Here is a 16,541-nt window from a genome sequence, read left to right as displayed (position 1 = left end):
CGCGCGCGACCAGGGTATGGGGAACAGCGCGGACCCGGGCTTACCCACCTCAGGTGAGCTGGTCGGCCCTCCAGCCCGCGGCGGCCGCCTGCGTCTTGTAGGTGACCAGGTCCTTCTTCAGCTCCTCGGTCATGAACGCGGGAGTGAGGTTGCCCGAGGCGAACTGCGCGTGGTCCGCCCAGAAGGTGGTGTTGAGCACGGCGGTCTGGCCGTTGAGCCCCACCACGTCGTACTCGTAGTGCGTCTCCCCCGGACCGGCGAACCCGCCCTCGAGGAGGAGCTGGAAGAACTCGCGCCACTGCACCATGCCGGTCCCCGCGGGCTTCCAGACCGAGCGCACCGTGCCGGTCGGCGTGCGCTCGACGAGCGTGTCCTTCAGCCCCACGCTTCGGATGTGGGACATCGCATAGCGGACGTTGGTCCGCCAGGCGCTCAGCGTCCCCTCGTTGGTCATGTGGCCGATGTCGAAGTTGATGCCGAGCTCGTCGGGGTCGGTGTCGCGGAGGATGTGCATCAGGTCCCAGACCGAGCGCGCGTTGGTGCCGTTGGTGGTGTGCGTGTGGTAAGCCGCGGTGGTGCCGTAGCGGCGGTTGAGCCGGGCCAGCCCGCGGACGCGCCTCCGGAACGCGTCGAGCTGCGCGAGGACCTCCTCCCCGAACGGCTGCGGGTCCGTCGCGTCCGGTCCGGACTGCACCTGGTAGGCGAACCCGCCCCAGCGGTAGAGGTCGATCCCTTCGTCCCGCGCGACGCGGAGGATGTCCTCGGCGCGGACGGGCGCTCCGTCCCGCTCGGCGACCGGGGTCACGTCGTCGACGATGTCGGTGGTGATGAACGAGCAGGTCGTCCCGGTGCTGCGTACGCCGGCGAGCATCGCGGGCAGGTTGGTCCGGACGTCGGCGAGGCTCGGGTCGACGTGACCGGTCCGGCGGACGGTGAGGTTGACGGCGCGGTAGCCCAGCTCGGCCGCCTTCTCACCGACGAGCACGCCGGTCTCGTACGGGCGCTCGTGGGCGTAGGCCTGCGTGGTGAGCCACTGCAGGTGCCGCGAGAAGATCGTCCAGGTGATGTGCGGCGGCCGCGGTCGCGGGCGCCCGGTCGGCAGTGCCTGAGCAGGACCGCCGGGTACGGCGGTGGTGCCCGCCGCGACAGCGGCGGCGGCGGCGGTCTGGAGGAAACGGCGTCGTTGCACGGGAGACTCCTTGCGTCGCAGAAGATCCGCTCAACCTACGCTGGCTGAAAGCGCTTCCGCAAGCGCTTGCGCTCCCGTGTGTCCACCACGCGTGGGGCGGGTGGGGCTCGAACCCACGACCTGACGGATTATGAGTCCGCTGCTCTAACCGGCTGAGCTACCGCCCCTGGCGGAGCCAGCCTAGTGCGGCGCTGCGCGCGGCAACCAGCCAGGATCGGGCCTACGATCGCGAGATGGCCGACGCGCAGACCGAGACCCCCGCCCTGAAACCGCTCGACGAGGACTGGGAGACGGCGCTCGCCGTGGTCGCCCACCCGGACGACATGGAGTTCGGCGCTGCGGCCGCGGTCGCCCGCTGGACCGGCCAGGGCAAGCGCGTCGTCTACTGCATGGCGACCGCCGGCGAGGCGGGGATCGACGGCATGGAGCCGGAGCGCACGCGCGAGGTGCGCACGGCGGAGGAGATCGAGTCGGCGCGCATCGTCGGGGTCGACACCGTCGAGTTCCTCGGGCTCCCCGACGGCATCGTCGAGTACGGCGTGCCGCTGCGACGGCTGATCGCGCGCATGGTGCGGGTCCACAAGCCGGAGATCGTGATCACCGGCAACTTCCAGCAGTTCTTCCCGAACCGCATCCTCAACCAGGCCGACCACATCGCCGTGGGACGTGCGACGCTCGACGCCGTCCGCGACGCGGGCAACCGCTGGGTGTTCCCCGAGCCCGGCATCGAACCGTGGGGCGGCGTCCGGCAGGTGTGGGTCTCGGGGTCGCCGGACGCCCGGCACGGCGTGGATATCAGCGACACCTTCGACGCCGGAGTCGCGTCGCTGCGTGCTCACCAGGCCTACCTGGACGGCCTCGGCTGGGTGGACTTCGACCCGGCCGCGTTCCTCGCGAGCATGGCCGAGCCGGCCGGCGAGCTGATGGGGACGCGGTACGCGACGTCGTTCGAGGTGTTCTCGCTGACGTTCTCCGGCGACGACTGAGACCAGGCCGGTGGTCCGCCGGTCGCGGACGTGCGAAGCGGCCTGACTCGCGGAGGTCTCCGCAGGTCAGGCCGCTTCTGGTGCTCCCCCGACTGGACTCGAACCAGTAACCTGCCGGTTAACAGCCGGCTGCTCTGCCAATTGAGCTACAGGGGATCGCCTCGAAGGCGCGACCGCTAGCCTAGCAAGCCCCACCCAGGCTCCCCAAACCGGGGTCAGGCGTCATCAGGACCGAGCCCGAGGTCGGAGCGGACCACGGCGAGAGCGCGTGCCGTGGCCTCCTGGACGGCCGCGTCGTCCGAGGACAGACCGCGGTCCAGGACGTAGGAGAAGGTGATGGGCCCGCGTCGTGTCGGCGAGCGGCGTGCCACGACCGTCACGGTGTCGCGGCCGCCGCCGACCTTCTCGTGGGCCTGCGCGACGATGCTGGCGTCGACCCGCTCGCGAGCCAGCTCGATGAGGCGCCCCGGGCCCTCGAAAGCGACGACCTCCCGGCGCAGCGCGCCCTCCTCGACCGTGGCGACGGTGACCGTGGACGCCTCGGCGTCCCACGCGAGCGTCTCCACCTGCTCCCAGGGGATGCGGCGACGCGCCCCCTCGCCCGCGCCGAGGTGGAGAGCGGCGTCGGTGCCGACCTGCCACTCCCCTCGGACGTCCTGCTGTGCGGCGAGCACCCGCTCACCGTGCTCGCGGGCGATGTCGCGGCGGACCTGACGGGGCAGGGTGGTGGCCATGCGGTCCATCATCGACCATCACGCTCCGAGCACCGACACGGCGGGATGCGCACGCAAGGTCCGCAGGGCACGACGCTCGGTCGCACGGACCCAGGCCGGCGTCCGTCCGAGCTCGTCCGCGACCCTCCGCGCCGACCGCGGTCCGCCGCCGTCGAGGCCGAACCGACGCTCGACGACGTCGCGATCGGCGTCGGGCAACGTGGACAGCGCGGCCCGCACGCCTTCCTCCGCACGGTGGTCGCGCGGCCCGGACCCGCCGGCGATTCCCTCCTCGACGCCGGCCGCGTCGAGCGACACGACCGGAGCGTCGGCGGCGAGCAGGCGCTCGACGTGCACCGTGACGAAGCCCGTGCGCGCGGCGATCGCCGCCGTCGACGGGGCGCGCCCGAGCTCGCGCACCAAGGAGTCGGCGGCGTCACGGCACACGACCACGTCCCGCTCCGCCTTGGGCGGCAGCCGCACCGCACGGCGCGTGCTGACGGCGTCGGCGACGTGGCGGCGTATCCAGGCGACGGCGTAGCTCGAGAACCGGGTCCCGCGCGCGGGATCGTAGCCGTCGACGGCCGCGATCAGCCCCACGACGCCCTCCTGGACGAGGTCGACGACGGGGACGCCCCGGTCCTGGTGCCGTCGCGCGAACGCCACCACCAGCCGTACGTTGGCGAGGATCAGGTGGGACCGGGCACGCAGGCCGGTCTCGACCAGCTCCGCGAGCCGGGCCCGCTCCGGCCCCTCGGCACCCTCGGCCTCCAACCGTTGCGCCGCACGGCGCCCCGCGGCGTACGCCTCAGCGAGCCGGTGCTCCTCGTCGGCGTCGAGCAGCGGGGTGCCCGTCAGGGCACGGAGCGGGTCGAGGGAGGTCCGGAGGGCGCTCGGCGCGAAGGTGGAGGGCATGCGCCCAGTCTTGTGCGGCGCCGACCGGTCGCGTGCGGGTCGCGAGACGGGCTGTGGACGGGCGCTCGGCCGTCGGTGCCGGGGACGAGTCGCGCGCCGCGGCGGGCGCCGACCGTCAGGGCAGCGAGCCGCCGATCGCCTTCTCGCGCAGCTGCCGGCGCTGCTGCTCGAGGGCGACGAGGTCGCCGAACATCTGGTTGTAGTCGGTCGCCGCCTCGAGCGGGTCGGTGCGCTGCAGCTTGGACTTCACGGCCGCGATGCGTCGCAGGACGGTGAGCTCCTGGACGCGTGCCACGAGGGCGAGGACGTAGCCCGCGTCGGGCACGCCGATCACGCGCAACGGGTCGACCGACAGCTGCGCCAGCGTCCGCTGGACCTGCGGGTCGTCGAGCCGGTCGCGCACCTGGGTCGCCCAGGCCTCGTCCGGCTTCGACGGCAGGCCTTCGGAGGTCGCCGCCGCCCAGATCGCCGTCGCGTACGGGTGGGTGAAGTCGTCGGCCTGGAGCTGGTCGGCGTACGGGGCGACGAGGTGGGGGTGCTGGACGAGCACCTTGAGCAGCTCGCGCTCGTCGGTGAAGCGCTGCTCCCCCAGGCTCGGCACGGGCGCGGCGACCGGGTCCGCCCCCGGGGTCGACGGTGCGTGGCCGTTCGTCGCGGGTGCGCCGTCGGAGCGGGCGTCCGACCGCGAGTCGGAACGTCCTGCGCCGCGGCCGGTGCTGCGGGCGGTCGGGCGGCGCCGGGCCGCGCCGAGCTCGCGCCGGACCTCGTCCAGCTCGACCCCGACGGTGGTGGCGATCTCGCGCACGAACTGCTCGACCTTGCCCTGGTCGCGGACCGACGAGACGAGCGCGACCGCGGCCCGCAGCGCGTCGACGCGCTGGTCGGCGTGGTCGAGGTCGTAGCGGGCGACGACGTTGCGCAGGACGAAGCGGTAGAGCGGGATGCGCGACGCCACCAGGTCGCGCACCGCCGCGTCGCCCTGCTGGAGCCGCAGGTCGCACGGGTCGAGCCCGTCGGGCTGCACCGCGACGTAGGTCTGCGCGACGAACTGCTCGTCGCCCTCGAACGCCCTCATCGCGGCCTTCTGGCCGGCCTCGTCGCCGTCGAAGGTGAAGATGACCTCGCCGCGCATCGCCTCGTGGTCGGCCAGCAGCCGGCGCAGGATGCGGCCGTGCTCCTCGCCGAAGGCCGTCCCGCAGGTCGCGACCGCGGTGCCGACGCCGGCCTCGTGGCACGCCATCACGTCGGTGTAGCCCTCGACGATCACGGCCTGGCTGGACTGCGAGATGACCTTGCGCGCGAGGTCGACGCCGTAGAGGACCTGGCTCTTCTTGTAGAGCGGGGTCTCGGGGGTGTTGAGGTACTTCGCCTCGATGCGGTCGTCGTCGAACAGCCGCCGCGCCCCGAACCCGACGACGTCGCTCGAGGCGTCGCGGATGGGCCAGATCAGGCGCCCGCGGAACCGGTCGTACGCCCCACGGCTGTTGCGTGCGACGAGCCCCGCCGTGACGAGGTCCTCCTCGGCGAACCCCCGCCCGACGAGGTGCCGGAAGAGCGCCTCGCCGTCGCGCGGGGCGAAGCCGACCCCGAACCGCTCGGCCGACTCGCGCCCGAACCCGCGGTCGGCGAGGAACTGCCTTCCGGTGAGTGCGTCCTTGCCGGACGCGAGCTGCTCGACGTAGAACTCCGCGGCCGCCGCGTTGGCCTTGACCAGCCGTCCGCGCTGCGCGAAGTCGCGTTGCGGACCGGCTGGGCCGTCGACGTAGGTCAGGGTGATCGCGTACTTCGCCGCGAGCCGCTCGACGGCCTCGCTGAAGCTGATCTGGTCGATCTTCTGGAGGAACGTGAAGACGTCGCCGCCCTCGCCGCAGCCGAAGCAGTAGTACATCCCGCGCGCCGGCGTCACGTTGAACGACGGCGACTTCTCGTCGTGGAACGGGCAGAGCCCCTTGCGGGAGCCGCCGCCGGCGTTGCGCAGCGTGACGTACTGCTCGATCACCTCGTCGATCCGCGCGCGCTCGCGCACTGCTGCGATGTCGTCCTCGCGGATCCGGCCTGCCACGCAGGCGAGTCTACGGTGCCGCGGCGAGCGCGCCGCGGTCGTGCACGGCCGAGGGTCAGAGCAGGCGACGTCCCCAGGCGCGCGCGGACTCGTCGGTGAGCGACGCGACCTGGTCCACGACCACGCGCAGGCGTGCGGCGTCGGACTCGGAAGCCCGCAGGTCGGCCGCGAACGGGGCCTCCAGGAGGTCCGGGGCCTTGGAGAGGAGGACCGCGACGAGACCGCTCAGAAGCTCCCTCTGCTGGGCGAGCAGCGCCACGCGTGCGTCGTCGCGCATGACGTAGTGCGCGGCCACCGCCTTGAGCACCGCGATCTCGTCACGGGTCGGGTCCGGGACGACGAGGTCGGCCTCGTAGCGGACCAGCGGGACGGCACCGTACGACGCCCGGGTGGCGTCGCGCGCGGCGGCGACGAACCGGCCGACGAGCGCGCTGGTGAGACTCTTGAGGGCGCCGAGCGACCGCCGGCTCCCGTCGTACGAGGCCGCCGGCCACTCCGGCATCGCGGTCAGGCGCGCGTACGCCGCGTCGAGCGCGTCGTCGCTCGCGTCGCGGGCGTACCACTCGCGGACCGTGGCCCAGATGACGTCGCGGTCCTCGGGGATGGTCCGCAGGTCGATCCCCCCGGCGACGATCCCGTCCTCGACGTCGTGCACGCAGTAGGCGATGTCGTCGGAGAGGTCCATGACCTGCGCCTCGAGGCAGCGACGGGCGTCCGGGGCGCCGAGGCGTGCCCACGCGAAGACCCGGAGGTCGTCGTCGTACACGCCGAACTTGCGGACCAGACGCGGCGACCCGTCGCCGTGCGCGCCCTCGGGGACCGGAGCGGCGTCGCGCGTCCACGGGTACTTGGTGCAGGCGTCGAGCGTCGCGCGGGTGAGGTTGAGCCCGACGCTCGCGCCGTCGGCGTCGAACGTCTTGGCCTCGAGCCGCGTGAGGATCCGCAACGTCTGCGCGTTGCCCTCGAACCCGCCGCACGACGCCGCCACCGCGTCCAGCGCCCGCTCCCCGTTGTGGCCGAACGGCGGATGGCCGAGGTCGTGGGCGAGCGCGGCGGAGTCCACCACGTCGGGGTCGCAGCCGAGCGACTTGCCGAGCTCGCGGGCGACCTGGGCCACCTCGAGCGAGTGGGTCAGGCGGTTGCGGACGAAGTCGTCCGTGCCCGGGCCGACCACCTGGGTCTTGGCCGCCAGGCGCCGCAACGCGGCGGAGTGCAGGATGCGCGCCCGGTCGCGCTCGAACGCGCTCCGACCTGCCCGCTTCGCGGGCTCGGGCACACGTCGCTCCCGGGCGGCAGCGTCGTACGCGCCGGGCGAGGGCGTGGAGAGGTCGGGTCCGGTCACGCCGACGAGCCTAGCGATCCGAGACGACGTCTTGCGCGTTCCTGGGCCACGTTCTACTCTGCGAAACGCCGTTCCAAAACCGACTCTCTCGGGAACGCATCGGTCGGTGTCGTGTCCATCCATCCCACGCACCAGGAGTACCGTTGAACAGCACTTCCGCGCGCCGTCCGGCGCGCTTCCTCGCGCTCGTCGCCTCGGTCGTCGGCGTCGTCGCCGCCTTCCTCGTCGGATCCCCGCCGCCCGCCTCGGCCGCCACGGCCTGCTCGGGCTACTCCTCCTCCAGCTCGGTGTGCGTCAGCTCACCGATCACCGTCGGCGGCACGTCGTACGCCGCCGACTGGTACCTCCCCAACGGCACGGCGAGCGGCCTCATGCTCGTCGAGCACGGGTTCAGCCGCAGCTGCAAGCACCTCCGCGGCACCAGCAAGGCGATCGCCGAGAAGGGCGTCATGGTCTTCTGCGTCGACGAGGACATGACGGCCGGCAACCCCGAGCTCGCCACGATCATCGGCAACGCGCTCGCCGACCGCACCGTCGTCCCGCCGAACGGCAAGCCGCTCCCGACGAAGTACATCGTCGGCGGCCACTCCGCGGGCGGGCAGTTCGCCGCCCTCGTCGGCCAGCAGCTCGACACCCGCGGCTACGCCGACCTCAAGGGCGCGATCATGTTCGACCCGGTCGCCGCGGAGGGCTTCTCCGCCGCGGTCTCGGCGATCTCGGCCGGCGGCACCCGTCCCGTCCTCAGCGTGGCGGCCCGTCCCAGCGTGATCAACCTCTTCAACAACTCGTTCGGAGCCCTCAACGACCTGCCCAACGGGTTCGTCGGGATCCAGCTCGTGTGGACCAGCTACTTCCTCGGCTCGCCGACGGGCGGGAGCTGCCACATCGACAGCGAGGGCGAGAACACCGACGTGATCGGCGTCGCCGGGGCGCTCTGCAGCCCGAACGCGACGCAGACCGCGCGGCTGCGCGACTTCGCCACCACGTGGGCGAAGGACCTCGCCACCGGGTCCTACACCGCCTCGCACTACTGCACGGACGCCGAGGTCGTCGCCACGTGCGGCTCCGCGGTGAAGGCGCTCGTCGACCGTACGCTGCCGCTGGCCGCGCCGATCCGATGAGGTGACGTGGTCCCCGCTGCCGGTCTCACCAGCGCCCGTTGCGCGGTCGGGGCTGGCAGCGGGGGCACGTGTACGACGAACGGTTCATGAACGGGTCGCGCCGCACCGGCGTGCCGCAGCGCGAGCACGGCTCGCCCTCCTGCCCGTAGACCTCCAGCGACCGCGAGAAGTAGCCGCTCTCCCCGTTCACCGCGACGTAGAGGGCGTCGAACGACGTGCCGCCCTGGGCGAGCGCCGCGGTCATCACCTCCCGCGCCGCGTCCAGGACGCGCTGGGCCTCCGTACGGCGCAGGGTGTCGGTCGGGCGGGCATAGTGCAACCGGGCACGCCACAGCGCCTCGTCGGCGTAGATGTTGCCGATGCCCGAGACCAGCGTCTGGTCGAGCAGCGCGCGCTTGAGGCCCGTACGCCGCCGGCGGAGGCGGTCGACGAACGCCGCGTCGTCGAACTGCGGGTCGAGCGGGTCGCGGGCGATGTGGGCGATCTCCGCAGGCAGCTCCGCGCCGCCCTCGCTGATGGCGAGGCCGCCGAACATGCGCTGGTCCACGAACCGCAGCTGCACGCCGTCCTCGAGGTCCAGCACCACGCGCAGGTGCCGCTCGGTGGGCGCGTCAGGCGGTTGGACGAGGAACTGGCCGCTCATGCCGAGGTGGGCCAGGACCGCGTCGCCGGACTCCAGCGGGAGCCAGAGGTACTTGCCGCGCCGCGAGGCGCCCAGGACCCGGTCGCCGGTGAGGCGGAGGGCGAAGTCCTCCGGGCCCGCGAGGTGACGACGCACCGGGCGGGTGTGCAGGACCTCCACGTGCTCGATGCGGCGGCCGGCGACGTGGTCGTCGAGGCCGCGGCGGACGACCTCGACCTCGGGGAGCTCGGGCATCGTGCTCGCGGCTCAGGAGTCGGCGCGCGACCCGGAGGCCGTGCCGGCCGACTCGGCGGCCTCGACGACCTCGGCGGCCGGGGCCACCGTGCCGTCCTCGTGGTCCACCGCGTCGACGGTCGCCTTGATGGCGCGCCACGCGGTCTCGGCGACCTGCTGCTCGGCCTCCTTCTTGGAGTGGCCGACACCCTCGCCGTACACCTGACCGCCGACGCGGACGTGCGCGGTGAAGGTCTTGTCGTGGTCCGGGCCCTCCTCCGTGAGGCGGTACTCGGGCACGCCGAGGCCGCGGTCGGAGGAGAGCTCCTGGAGGCTCGTCTTCCAGTCGAGACCGGCGCCGAGCTCGGCGGCCCGCTCCATCACGGGGTCGAAGAGCCGGTGCACGACCGCGCCGGCCCCCGGGAAGCCCTCCTGGAGGTAGATCGCGCCGATCAGGGCCTCGACGGTGTCGGAGAGGATCGACGACTTGTCGCGCCCACCCGTGGCCTCCTCGCCCCGGCCGAGCCGCAGGTGCGCGCCGAGGCCGAGGGAGCGCGCGACGTCCGCGAGGGCGCGCGCGTTCACGACCGCGGCCCGCAGCTTGGCGAGGCGGCCTTCGGGGAGGTCCGGGTGCGCGTTGTAGAGCGTGTCGGTGACGACCAGGCCGAGAACGGCGTCCCCGAGGAACTCGAGTCGCTCGTTGTTGGGGATGCCGCCGTTCTCGTACGCGTACGACCGGTGTGTCAGCGCCTGGGTCAGCAGTCCCGGCTCGAGGCCGGGAACGCCGAGCCGCTCGAGGAGCTCGGCGTTCGAAGCCGCGTCAGCGCCGTCGATGACGTCGGACACGGGTCGACGGCTCAGACGACCTGGCGCTGCTCGCCGCGGGGGCCGTACTGGCCGCACTCCGGGCAGGCACGGTGCGGCAGGTGCTTCGCACGGCACGCCGGGTTGGCGCAGGTCACGAGCTGCGGCGCCGACGCCTTCCACTGCGAACGGCGGTGGCGGGTGTTGCTGCGCGACATCTTGCGCTTCGGGACTGCCACTTCTTACTCCTCGTCTGGGCCGGGCTCGCGCCCGGTCTCTTCCGTACCGCCCGCGGGGCGGTCGTTGCCTTGCATCAGCTGGCTGAGCGCCGCCCAGCGTGGGTCGACGGCTTCGCCGTGTGTGTGCTCTGGGTCGTCCGCGAGCCGCGCCCCGCACTCAGGGCACAGTCCCGGGCAGTCCGGAACACACAACGGGTTGTGCGGCAGTGCGAGCACCACCGCGTCCCGCAGGACTGGCTCGAGGTCGAGCAGGTCTCCCTCGAGCCGGGCGGTGTCGTCGTCCTCTTCCTCGTCGTCGTAGACGTACAGCTCCTGGAGGTCGACGGTCATCTCACCGTCGATGTCCTTCAGGCAGCGTACGCACTCACCGGAGGTGTGCACCGAGGCGGTCCCCGTCACGAGGATCCCTTCCATGACCGACTCGAGCCGGAGCTCCAGGTCGATGTCACTTCCCTCGGGCACGCCGAGCATGTCGACACCCATCCCTGCCGGCGCCTTCTCCGAGAGCGTGAGCTCCCGCTGCGTTCCGGGTCGTCGCGCGATCTCGTGGGTGTCGAGAACGAACGGCGCCCGGGAGTCGAGCGAGGTCACACGCACTCCTTCAGGCATGGCAGGGAACGGCCTGCATGCAGGCCACGGACCAGGATAGCGAACCACCCCACGCCCACGCGAACCGAGGCGCGGGGCGACCCTCAGTGCCGCTCGGCGGCCAGCTTGGCCTGGAGCGCCTCGAGGACCACCGGCGGCACGTGCGGGGACACGTCGCCCCCGTGGCGCGCGACCTCCTTCACGAGGCTGGACGCGAGGAACGCGTACTCCGGGCTCGTGGGCATGAAGAGCGTGTCCACGTGCGCCAGCGTCGAGTTCATCTGGGCCATCTGGAGCTCGTAGTCGAAGTCGGAGACCGCCCGCAGCCCCTTGACGATCGCCGAGATGCCGTGCGCGGTGCAGAAGTCGACCAGCAGCCCCGAGAACGTCATCACCCGCACGTTGGGGAGGTCGCCGAGCACCTCCTCGAGGAGCGCGACCCGCTCGGCCGTGTTGAACATCACACGCTTGGAGTCGTTGATCCCGACCGCGACGACGACCTCGTCGAAGAGGCGCGAGGTGCGGGAGACGATGTCGACGTGTCCGAGGGTCACGGGATCGAACGACCCCGGGCAGACGGCCCTACTCATGCGGCTGACCGTACCAAAGCGCCGTCTCCCCGTAGCGACGGTGGGAGATGCCCTCGACCGTCTCCGGCCAGGCCAGGTCGGGGCCTCTCGTCGAGCGCTCGACGACGACCATCCCGTCCCGGTCCAGCCAGGCCGGGGGCGTCACCGCGGCCAGGACGGCGCCCAGGTCGGCGTCCGGCAGGTCGTACGGCGGATCGATCAGGATGACGTCGTACGGCCGTGGCGGCTGCCGCTCGGCGAACGCCCGGACCTTCTCGGCGACGACCGTCACCGCGTCCTCGAGCCCGAGCTCGCGGGCGTTGCGCCGGATGACGCCGGCCGTCCGCTTGTCCGCCTCCACGAACGTCGCGTGCTCCGCGCCGCGCGACAGCGCCTCGAGCCCCAGCGCCCCCGAGCCTGCGTACAGATCGAGGACGTGGAGCCGGTCGAGGCCGCCGAGCCTGGCCTCCAGGGCCGAGAACAGCGCCTCGCGGACGCGGTCGGAGGTCGGTCGTGTCCCCGACCCGGGGGGCGTGGCGAGACGGCGTCCGCCGAGGCGGCCGGCGATGATCCGGGTCACGAACGACCCCGCTCGTCGATCGCCAGGTCGCGCAGCGCGAACCGCAGGTGCTCCCACTCCTCGTTGAGCAGGACGTGCAGGCACTCGAGCACGCTCACCTGCCGTGAGGGCGCCCACGGGTCCGTACGCGGCTCCGCGAGGACCTCCGGCGTGACTCCGGCGATGAAGTCGCGCACCAGCGCCTGGTGCTCGGCACGGACGGCGAGGACCTCGTCGTACGACGCCGGCTCGCGGAAGACGCTGACGTCACCGCCGGTGTCCGCGTACTCGGCGAACGGCTGGCCGATCGGGTGGAACGGATGCTCCTCGCCGAAGATCGCGCCCCTCAGCCACACGTCGGTCGCCATGACGAGGTGGCGCAGCGTCTGGGCGAACGACCACTCGCCGTCGACCGAGACGTCCTCGCGCCCGCGCGCCGTCACGAGCGCGTCGGCCCACGCGGTCTCCACGGCCGACCAGGCGGCACGCAGCCCGGCGGGGTCGGTCGCATACTTCAGCTCGCGGCCCGGGAAGCGCTTCGCGAGCTCGCTCTCGACGTACGGCGCGACGTCGACGCCGTTGACCAGGAGCGGGCCGTCGGCGAGGTCGGGGGTGTCGAGATCCATCCCCGCGACGTAGACCCCTCGCATGACGACGCCGGCGAGGACGGAGCGCACGAACCGGGCGCCCGACAGGTCCTCGTCGACGAACTCCCTGCCCTCACCGGTCACGTCTTCTCCAGGTAGTCGGCCTGCGTGCTCTCCTCGAGCGAGCGTACGGCGTCGGCGAGCGACGGCAGACCGGCGAGGGCCGGGTCGTCGGTCACCACCGCGACCGCGTCCTCGCGGGCGTCGACGATGAGCTGCTCGTCGCGCACCACCGAGAGCAGCCGCAGGCTCGAGCGGACGCCCGACTGGCGGGCACCGAGCACGTCGCCCTCGCGCCGCATCTCCACGTCGAGCCGCGAGAGGGCGAACCCGTCCGCGGTGGCCGCGACCGCGTCCAGACGCTCGCGCGCGGCGCTGCCGGCCTCGGCTCCGGTGACCAGCAGGCACAGACCGGCGTGCGTCCCTCGACCGACACGCCCGCGCAGCTGGTGCAGCTGGGAGACGCCGAAACGGTCGGCGTCCATGATGACCATCGCGGTCGCGTTCGGGACGTCGACGCCGACCTCGATCACGGTGGTGGCGACCAGCACGTCGACCTCCCCGGCGGCGAACGCCCGCATCACCGCGTCCTTCTCCTCCGGCGGCATCCGTCCGTGCAGCGCCGCCGTCCTCAGACCCGCCAGCGGGCCGTCGCGGAGCAGGTCGTGGAGTGCCAGCACCGAGGTGAGGGGACGCGCCCCCTCGTCGTCGGCCGGCTCCAGCTCGGTCCCGTCCTCGGCCGCGTCCGAGCGCCGCCCGTCGTCGTCGCCGATGCGCGGGCACACGACGTACGCCTGCCGGCCCTTGCCGACCTCCTCGCGCAGGCGCTCCCAGGTCCGGTCGAGCCACGACGGCTTCTCCGCGGCGGGGACGACCGTCGACTGGATCGGCTGCCGGCCGCGCGGGAGCTCGGTCAGCGTCGACGTGTCGAGGTCGCCGAAGACGGTCATGGCCACGGTCCGCGGGATGGGCGTCGCCGTCATCACCAGGAGGTGCGGCGCGTCCGCGCCCTTGTCGGTGAGCGCCGCCCGCTGCTCGACCCCGAAGCGGTGCTGCTCGTCGACGACGACCAGCCCCAGCTCGGCCAGCTGCACGGTGTCCTCGAGCAGCGCGTGCGTCCCGACGAGGATCCCCGCCTCGCCCGAGGCGGCGTCGAGCAGCGCCTCGCGGCGCGCCTTCTGGCCCATCGACCCGGTGAGGAGCCGCACCCGGGTGGCGGCGTCGGCGGCGCCCAGCATCCCGGCCTGCGCCATCGGGCCGAGCATCGCCACCATCGACCGGTAGTGCTGCTGCGCGAGAACCTCGGTCGGGGCGAGCAGCACGGCCTGTCCCCCGGTGTCGACGACCTGGAGCATGGCGAGGAGGGCGACGACGGTCTTGCCGGAGCCGACCTCGCCCTGCAGCAGCCGCTGCATCGGCTGGTCGCGCCCGAGGTCGGCCTCGATCTGGGCGACGACCTCCTGCTGCCCCGTCGTCAGCGCGAACGGCAGCTGCGCCTCGAACCGGTCGCGCAGCCCGTCGGGCACGTGCGGCCGGCGGGTGGCCGCGGCCGACGCCAGCGCCTGCCGACGGACGGCGAGCGTCGTCTGGAGGACGAACGCCTCCTCGTACTTCAGCCGGTGCCGCGCCCGCCAGTGGTCCTCGGCCTCGCGGGGCCGGTGGATGTCCTGGTACGCCGTGCGGAGGTCGACCAGCCCGCGCCGGCGGCGTACGGGCTCGGGGACCGAGTCGTCGATCTCGTCCAGGGCGTCCAGCACGATCGCGACCGTCTTCTCCACCGTCCACGACGAGACCGCCTGCGTCGCGGGGTAGATCGGGACGATCGCGCCCGCGTACTCCTCCGCCTGGCCGCGCGCCTCCTCCTCGGACTCCGTCGGCCGGACCTCCGGGTGCAGCAGCTGCTTGCGGCCGCGGAAGGAGTTGACCTTCCCGGCGAACATCCCGAGCGTGCCCGGGCGCAGACGCTGCGCGATCCACGGCTGCCGGAAGAACGTGAGGACCAGCTCGCCCGTGCCGTCGGTGACCACGACCTCTGTGCGGACGTTCTTGCCGCCCGGCCGGCCGCCGCCCTTGGGCCGGAACGGGTAGTCCTTCGCGTGGACCACGCGCGCGAGCACCGTGACGTGCTCGTCGAGGCGCAGCTCGGACAGGTCGGTCAGCGTGCCGCGCTCGGCGTAGCGCCGCGGGTAGTGGCGGAGCAGGTCCTCGACGGTCGTGATGTCGAAGCTGCGCTCGAAGGCGTTCGCCGTCCGCGCCCCGACGACGGACGCGAGCCTGGTCTGCGGCGTGACGCCCACTACTCCACCGCCACCAGCAAGGGGTAGCGCTCCTGGCCCCCGTCGTACACGACCAGCTCCACGTCCGGCCGGCGTGCGCGCAGCCAGCGCTCGACGCGGGGCACGACGTCGGCGTCGAGGCCCTCGCCGGTCACGAGCGTCACCAGCTCGGCGCTGCCCGACATGAGCCGGTCGAGGACCTGGCGGGCGACGTCGGCCTGCTCGTCGCCGATCATCGAGAACTCCGCGTCCACGACACCGAGCACGTCGCCGACCAGACATGGTCCCGCCATCGTCATGCCGGACTCGGTCGCCACCGTGATCGCACCGTGCTGCGTGCCGCGGGCGGCGCTGGTCATCGCGACCACGTCGTCGTCGAACGGCTGGCCCGGCTCGTGCACCGCGACCGCGGCCAGCCCCTGAACCTGCGTCCAGGACGGGATCACGGTCGCGTGCACCCCGGCCTCGCGGGCCTGGGCCGCCGCCGCGTCGCACACGGCGCGGAAGTCGCGGCTGTTCGGGAGGACCACGACGTCGTCCGCTCCGCAGTCGAGGATCGTGTCGAGGACCGTGCTCACCGCGAGCGGTCCCCCGGCGGTCGTCTGCACCACGACCGCACCCGCGTCGCTGAACAGCGACGCGAGTCCCGGTCCTGCTGCGACGGCGACCACGGCGCGCGTCCCGGCCGAGCTCGTCCGGCCCCGCCCCTGCTCGGCGAAGTGCGTCACCGCGATCCGGTACGGGCGTCCCGCCTCGATGCCCGCCTCGATCGCCGCCCCGACGTCGTCGACGTGGACGTGGACGTTCCACAGGCGGTCGCCGCCGACGACGACGAGGCAGTCGCCGAGGCCGTCGAGGCGGGTCCGCAGCTCGGGGATCGCGTCGTCGGCGGCGTCGAGGAGGTACATCACCTCGTACGACGGTCCGTCCGGGTCGAGCTCGTGCGAGCCCGGGTCGTCGGCCAGCGGGCGCGGCATCTCGGAGAGCGGCTCCGGGTCGGGCACGAAGCGGCCGGTCAGCAGGTGCTCGGTGGTGTCGAGCACGACGACCAGCGCCCGTCCCCCGGCGTCGACGACGCCGGCACGGGCCAGGCGGTCGAGCTGCTCGGGCGTGCGCAGCAGCGCCTCGCGCGCCGCCGCCGCCGCCGCGGTGACCATCGCCGGCAGGGCGGCACCGGCGGCGGCCGCGTCCTGGGCGGCCTCCGCCGCGCGGCACGCCACGGTGAGGATCGTGCCCTCGACGGGATGCCCCACCGCCGCGTACGCCGCCGCGGCGGCCTTGCTCATCGCGTCCGCGACGTGCCCCGCCTCCGCCTCCGTCCCCTCGGACTCGGCCAGCGCCGGGAGCGACGCTCGCAGCAGCTGCGCCATGATCACGCCGGAGTTGCCGCGCGCCCCGAGCAGCGCGGCGTCGACGTAGTCGCGGACCACCGCGGGCAGCGGCGCGTCCGTGCCCTCCGACGCGGCGAGCGCCTGCTCGGCCGCCTCGAAGGTGACGTACACGTTGGTCCCGGTGTCGCCGTCGGGGACGGGGAAGACGTTGAGCGCGTCGATCTCCGCGCGGGCCGCACCGAGCGCCTCGGTGCACGCCCGGGCCCAGGCGGCGAAGGACTCCGAGGAGACGTGCGTCGTCATGACCTGAGAGACTAGTCCCGGGCAGGCCCCTACCGTGAGCG

The 16,541-nt window shown here is 73.1% G+C and carries 16 protein-coding genes and 2 tRNA genes; 2 read left to right on the top strand and 16 right to left on the bottom strand.

The window, feature by feature from the left end; all coding sequences use genetic code 11:
- Positions 1–49 precede the first annotated feature (49 nt).
- Together ACQSSQ_RS07170 and ACQSSQ_RS07165 are read right to left on the bottom strand one after the other, a co-directional pair.
- Positions 50–1,189, bottom strand: a complete 1,140-nt coding sequence (locus ACQSSQ_RS07170; RefSeq protein WP_431326343.1) for a sugar phosphate isomerase/epimerase family protein — start codon at positions 1,187–1,189, stop codon at positions 50–52.
- Between the two features lie 92 nt (positions 1,190–1,281).
- Positions 1,282–1,356 (bottom strand) — tRNA-Ile (locus ACQSSQ_RS07165).
- Between the two features lie 66 nt (positions 1,357–1,422).
- On the opposite strand from ACQSSQ_RS07165, the gene ACQSSQ_RS07160 reads away from it, so the two are divergent.
- The gene (locus tag ACQSSQ_RS07160; protein WP_431326342.1) at positions 1,423–2,175 is read left to right on the top strand and encodes a PIG-L deacetylase family protein; all 753 of its coding nucleotides are present in this window, start codon (positions 1,423–1,425) and stop codon (positions 2,173–2,175) included.
- Between the two features lie 83 nt (positions 2,176–2,258).
- Here the strand turns inward: ACQSSQ_RS07160 and ACQSSQ_RS07155 are convergent.
- From ACQSSQ_RS07155 to ACQSSQ_RS07135, 5 genes are all read right to left on the bottom strand, one after another.
- A tRNA-Asn gene (locus ACQSSQ_RS07155) sits at positions 2,259–2,331 on the bottom strand.
- Between the two features lie 59 nt (positions 2,332–2,390).
- Positions 2,391–2,909, bottom strand: a complete 519-nt coding sequence (locus tag ACQSSQ_RS07150; protein ID WP_431326341.1) for a hypothetical protein — start codon at positions 2,907–2,909, stop codon at positions 2,391–2,393.
- 18 nt (positions 2,910–2,927) lie between these two features.
- The gene (locus tag ACQSSQ_RS07145; RefSeq protein ID WP_431326340.1) at positions 2,928–3,803 is read right to left on the bottom strand and encodes a sigma-70 family RNA polymerase sigma factor; all 876 of its coding nucleotides are present in this window, start codon (positions 3,801–3,803) and stop codon (positions 2,928–2,930) included.
- Between the two features lie 115 nt (positions 3,804–3,918).
- Positions 3,919–5,865, bottom strand: coding sequence for a DNA primase (gene dnaG / locus ACQSSQ_RS07140; protein WP_431326339.1), 1,947 nt, complete (start codon positions 5,863–5,865; stop codon positions 3,919–3,921).
- Positions 5,866–5,920: 55 nt separating this feature from the next.
- Positions 5,921–7,207, bottom strand: coding sequence for a deoxyguanosinetriphosphate triphosphohydrolase (locus ACQSSQ_RS07135; protein WP_431326338.1), 1,287 nt, complete (start codon positions 7,205–7,207; stop codon positions 5,921–5,923).
- A 143-nt stretch (positions 7,208–7,350) separates the two neighbouring features.
- Between ACQSSQ_RS07135 and ACQSSQ_RS07130 the strand changes: the two genes are divergently transcribed.
- Positions 7,351–8,328 carry a hypothetical protein gene (locus ACQSSQ_RS07130; protein WP_431326337.1) on the top strand — a complete coding sequence of 326 codons (978 nt, stop codon included), beginning with the start codon at positions 7,351–7,353 and terminating at the stop codon, positions 8,326–8,328.
- Between the two features lie 25 nt (positions 8,329–8,353).
- Here ACQSSQ_RS07130 and mutM read toward each other — a convergent pair whose 3' ends face one another.
- From mutM to ACQSSQ_RS07085, 9 genes are all read right to left on the bottom strand, one after another.
- Positions 8,354–9,205: a bifunctional DNA-formamidopyrimidine glycosylase/DNA-(apurinic or apyrimidinic site) lyase gene (mutM, locus tag ACQSSQ_RS07125; protein WP_431326336.1), complete on the bottom strand. Its 852-nt coding sequence runs from the start codon at positions 9,203–9,205 to the stop codon at positions 8,354–8,356.
- A gap of 12 nt (positions 9,206–9,217) precedes the next feature.
- Complete coding sequence (gene rnc / locus ACQSSQ_RS07120) at positions 9,218–10,030, bottom strand: ribonuclease III (RefSeq protein WP_431326335.1); 813 nt, start codon at positions 10,028–10,030, stop codon at positions 9,218–9,220.
- Positions 10,031–10,041: 11 nt separating this feature from the next.
- On the bottom strand, positions 10,042–10,227 hold the full coding sequence (rpmF, locus tag ACQSSQ_RS07115) for a 50S ribosomal protein L32 (RefSeq protein ID WP_431326334.1): 186 nt from the start codon (positions 10,225–10,227) through the stop codon (positions 10,042–10,044).
- A 3-nt stretch (positions 10,228–10,230) separates the two neighbouring features.
- Entirely contained in the window at positions 10,231–10,818 is a 588-nt protein-coding gene (locus tag ACQSSQ_RS07110) for a YceD family protein (protein ID WP_431326333.1), read from the bottom strand.
- 101 nt (positions 10,819–10,919) lie between these two features.
- On the bottom strand, positions 10,920–11,405 hold the full coding sequence (coaD, locus tag ACQSSQ_RS07105) for a pantetheine-phosphate adenylyltransferase (protein WP_431326332.1): 486 nt from the start codon (positions 11,403–11,405) through the stop codon (positions 10,920–10,922).
- Positions 11,398–11,964, bottom strand: coding sequence for a 16S rRNA (guanine(966)-N(2))-methyltransferase RsmD (rsmD, locus tag ACQSSQ_RS07100; RefSeq protein WP_431326331.1), 567 nt, complete (start codon positions 11,962–11,964; stop codon positions 11,398–11,400). Before rsmD ends, coaD begins: the two co-directional genes overlap by 8 nt.
- Positions 11,961–12,674, bottom strand: coding sequence for a DinB family protein (locus tag ACQSSQ_RS07095; RefSeq protein WP_431326330.1), 714 nt, complete (start codon positions 12,672–12,674; stop codon positions 11,961–11,963). The genes rsmD and ACQSSQ_RS07095 overlap by 4 nt, the downstream gene beginning before the upstream one ends.
- Positions 12,671–14,887: an ATP-dependent DNA helicase RecG gene (gene recG / locus ACQSSQ_RS07090; protein WP_431326329.1), complete on the bottom strand. Its 2,217-nt coding sequence runs from the start codon at positions 14,885–14,887 to the stop codon at positions 12,671–12,673. The genes ACQSSQ_RS07095 and recG overlap by 4 nt, the downstream gene beginning before the upstream one ends.
- Positions 14,887–16,500, bottom strand: coding sequence for a DAK2 domain-containing protein (locus ACQSSQ_RS07085; protein WP_431326328.1), 1,614 nt, complete (start codon positions 16,498–16,500; stop codon positions 14,887–14,889). Before ACQSSQ_RS07085 ends, recG begins: the two co-directional genes overlap by 1 nt.
- Positions 16,501–16,541: the final 41 nt, after the last annotated feature.

The organism is Mumia spirodelae (assembly GCF_050632745.1).
Classification (GTDB): domain Bacteria; phylum Actinomycetota; class Actinomycetes; order Propionibacteriales; family Nocardioidaceae; genus Mumia.
This window is presented reverse-complemented; position numbering and strand designations above follow the sequence as displayed.